The sequence below is a fragment of the Klebsiella sp. GN_Kp190 genome, from assembly GCF_040061795.1.
Lineage (GTDB): Bacteria > Pseudomonadota > Gammaproteobacteria > Enterobacterales > Enterobacteriaceae > Klebsiella > Klebsiella michiganensis.
The window spans coordinates 1-3077 of sequence record NZ_JBEAFN010000055.1 but is presented as its reverse complement, the minus strand read 5'-3'; the positions used below and the strand labels follow the sequence as shown (position 1 = coordinate 3077).

General features: G+C 54.0%; 3 protein-coding genes and 3 tRNA genes. 4 read left to right on the top strand and 2 right to left on the bottom strand.

The window, feature by feature from the left end:
* Positions 1-96: 96 nt before the first annotated feature.
* Positions 97-172: transfer RNA gene (locus tag ABLU67_RS23945), tRNA-Ala, on the bottom strand.
* A gap of 219 nt (positions 173-391) precedes the next feature.
* Here ABLU67_RS23945 and ABLU67_RS23940 point away from each other — a divergent pair.
* Both ABLU67_RS23940 and ABLU67_RS23935 read left to right on the top strand, forming a co-directional pair.
* Positions 392-745, top strand: a complete 354-nt coding sequence (locus tag ABLU67_RS23940; RefSeq protein WP_004852968.1) for a YfeC-like transcriptional regulator — start codon at positions 392-394, stop codon at positions 743-745.
* A 4-nt stretch (positions 746-749) separates the two neighbouring features.
* A complete protein-coding gene (locus tag ABLU67_RS23935) occupies positions 750-1142 on the top strand; it encodes a YfeC-like transcriptional regulator (RefSeq protein ID WP_032720507.1) in 393 nt (130 codons plus the stop codon).
* Positions 1143-1201: 59 nt separating this feature from the next.
* On the opposite strand, the gene gltX is transcribed toward ABLU67_RS23935, so the two are convergent.
* The gene (gene gltX, locus ABLU67_RS23930; protein WP_014230306.1) at positions 1202-2620 is read right to left on the bottom strand and encodes a glutamate--tRNA ligase; all 1419 of its coding nucleotides are present in this window, start codon (positions 2618-2620) and stop codon (positions 1202-1204) included.
* A 259-nt stretch (positions 2621-2879) separates the two neighbouring features.
* Between gltX and ABLU67_RS23925 the strand changes: the two genes are divergently transcribed.
* Both ABLU67_RS23925 and ABLU67_RS23920 read left to right on the top strand, forming a co-directional pair.
* Positions 2880-2955 (top strand) — tRNA-Val (locus ABLU67_RS23925).
* 44 nt (positions 2956-2999) lie between these two features.
* Positions 3000-3075 (top strand) — tRNA-Val (locus tag ABLU67_RS23920).
* Positions 3076-3077 lie beyond the last annotated feature (2 nt).

Sequence of the window (3077 nt, the reverse complement as noted above, 5' to 3'; positions counted from 1 at the left end):
AACCGCTGACCTCTTGCATGCCATGCAAGCGCTCTCCCAGCTGAGCTATAGCCCCACAGGACCTCTTTACGAACCAAACCTGATGGGTGCAGGTGTTGGTGGAGCTAAGCGGGATCGAACCGCTGACCTCTTGCATGCCATGCAAGCGCTCTCCCAGCTGAGCTATAGCCCCGTAACGTAAAGCATGTCGTGTTGACGGGCGGCATAATATGAATTCCTTCGCCAGGTGTCAACGGCAAAATCAATCCCGGCTATTTGATCGCTGAAAAAGCAGACAAACGGCTGACATTGCGAGCCTTATCGCAGCCAGAAGTTAAACATGTCACTCTTTCCTTTAAAAGGATGCTATAACATGTGCAACTAATTCCCACATATTTACTCAGGAAATAGTATGCTCAAGGAACGAATGACACCTGAAGAAATAGCGCATCTGACTGGCTTCAGTCGGCAAACGATTAACAAATGGGTACGTAAAGAGGGATGGCAAACGTCCCCGCGCCCCGGCGTACAGGGCGGCAAAGCGCGCCTCGTACATGTTAATGAGCAGGTTCGCGAGTTTATTCGCAGCGCGCAGCGCGTGGCCGAAAACCCTGTCCCCTATTCCGCAACGGATAACGATCTCGAATCTCTGCTGCTTACCCTGTGTAAAGAGATGACGCCGGGAGAGCAAAAGCTGCTGATGTCGCTGCTGCTGCGTGAAGGGATCACCGGGTTACTCAACCGACTCGGTATTCGCGATCGGTGAAAGCATGATGAAACTTAAAGATAAAATGACCCCAGCGGAGCTCGCCGAGTGCCTTAACCTCGCCCGGCAAACCATAAACCGCTGGGCCAGAGAACAAAAATGGCGGACGGAACCGATCCCCGGAGTCAAAGGCGGACGCGCTCGTCTTATCGTCATCGACAGGTCGGTGATCGATTTCCTGGCAAATATCCCGGCGCTGCGGCATCTGACCATGGATAACCAGCTGGCGGAACCGCCCGTCAAATACTTTGTGAACGATGCGGACACAATCTGGCGCCAGATTGTCGAGACCATGCACCTGATGACCCCAACTGAGCAGCTGCACCTGCGGGATTTTCTTGCGCGCGAGGGGATCAGCGGGTTTCTGTCCCGGCTTGGCATTACTGATGCGAAGTAACGGGCAAAAAAAACGGCGGGGTTCGCTATCCCCGCCGTTTAACAATCGCTGTATCAGGATCAGGATTGCTGGCTTTCGCGCTCAGCAATAAAGGCCAGCGCCTTGTTGATACGTTCTACGCTACGTGATTTACCGATCGCATGGACGGTCACATCAAGCGCTGGAGACTGACCCGCACCGGTCACCGCGACGCGCAGCGGCATTCCCACTTTTCCCATCCCCACTTCCAGCTCATCGGCCGTCGCCTGAATCGCATGATGGACGTTTTCCGCCGTCCAGTCGCTGATGGCGGCTAATTTGTCGCGCACCACTTCCAGCGGCTGACGAGCAACAGGACGCAGATGTTTTTTCGCCGCATCGGCATCAAACTCGGCAAAATCTTCGTAGAAATAGCGGCAGCTCGCCGCCATCTCTTTAAGGGTTTTGCAGCGCTCGCCCAGCAGCTTCACCAGCTCAGCCAGCTGCGGGCCGTTACGGGTGTCGATATTTTCCTGCTCAATGTGCCACTGTAAATGCGTTGCCACGTACTCCGGGGCCAGCGAGTTGATATAGTGGTGGTTCAGCCACTGCAGCTTTTCCGTATTGAACGCGCTCGCCGATTTGCTCACCGCCCCCAGGCTGAACAGTTTAATCATCTCTTCGCGAGAGAAAATCTCCTGGTCGCCGCTGGACCATCCCAGACGCACCAGATAGTTCAGCAGCGCTTCCGGCAGATAGCCGTCGTCGCGATACTGCATAACGCTGACCGCACCGTGGCGCTTGGACAGTTTCTTACCATCGTCGCCGTTAATCATCGAGACGTGGGCGTAAACCGGCACCGGCGCATTCAGCGCTTTCAGGATGTTAATCTGGCGCGGGGTATTGTTGATATGGTCTTCGCCGCGAATAACGTGGGTGATTTCCATATCCCAGTCGTCAACCACGACGCAGAAGTTGTAGGTTGGAGAACCATCGGTACGGCGGATAATCAGATCGTCCAGCTCCTGGTTGCTGAATTCGATCGGACCGCGGATCTGGTCGTCAAAAACAACGGAACCCTCTTCCGGGTTGGCAAAACGGACGACGCAAGGTTCGTCATCAGCATGATGTTCGTGGCCATGGCGGCAGCGACCGTCGTAGCGGGGCTTCTCGCCTTTTGCCATTTGCTCTTCACGCAGCGCTTCCAGACGCTCTTTAGAGCAATAGCATTTATAGGCCGTGCCCGCTGCCAGCATTTCATCAATAACGGCGTTGTAGCGATCAAAACGCTTGGTCTGGAAGTACGGACCCTCGTCCCATTCCAGGCTCAGCCAGTTCATACCATCCATAATGGCTTCAATGGCCTCCGGCGTGGAGCGCTCAAGATCGGTATCTTCAATACGCAGCACAAACTCACCGCCGTGATTACGTGCAAAAAGCCAGGAATAGAGAGCAGTACGCGCGCCGCCAACGTGCAGATAGCCTGTCGGGCTGGGCGCGAAGCGAGTTTTGATTTTCATGAAGTGGCCTTACGTTTGATAAAGGTGCCGACACGCGGCAGTGTTCGTTGGATTTTATGGAGGAATATTCTAACACCGTGGGCTGATTCCTCAATGTTGTTACCGTTTCAACGTCACGCTTTCCCCTTTTTGTTTATAAATCATGCGCCACGGATGACATTGCGATCGTTTTGTTTAATTTTACGACGAACAAACAAATTATTTAGAAAAGGCGTTGACTCATTTTCAACTCTCCCTATAATGCGACTCCACACAGCGGGGGTGATTAGCTCAGCTGGGAGAGCACCTCCCTTACAAGGAGGGGGTCGGCGGTTCGAACCCGTCATCACCCACCAACTACTTTACGTAGTCTCCGCCGTGTAGCAAGAAATTGAGAAGTGGGTGATTAGCTCAGCTGGGAGAGCACCTCCCTTACAAGGAGGGGGTCGGCGGTTCGATCCCGTCATCACCCACCACT

What these genes read in the sequence shown, in the direction of transcription:
- ABLU67_RS23940 (WP_004852968.1), top strand. Translation starts at nt 392, where the DNA reads ATGCTCAAGGAACGAATGACACCTGAAGAAATAGCGCATCTGACTGGC.
- ABLU67_RS23935 (WP_032720507.1), top strand. Translation starts at nt 750, where the DNA reads ATGATGAAACTTAAAGATAAAATGACCCCAGCGGAGCTCGCCGAGTGC.
- gltX (WP_014230306.1), bottom strand. Translation starts at nt 2,620, where the DNA reads ATGAAAATCAAAACTCGCTTCGCGCCCAGCCCGACAGGCTATCTGCAC.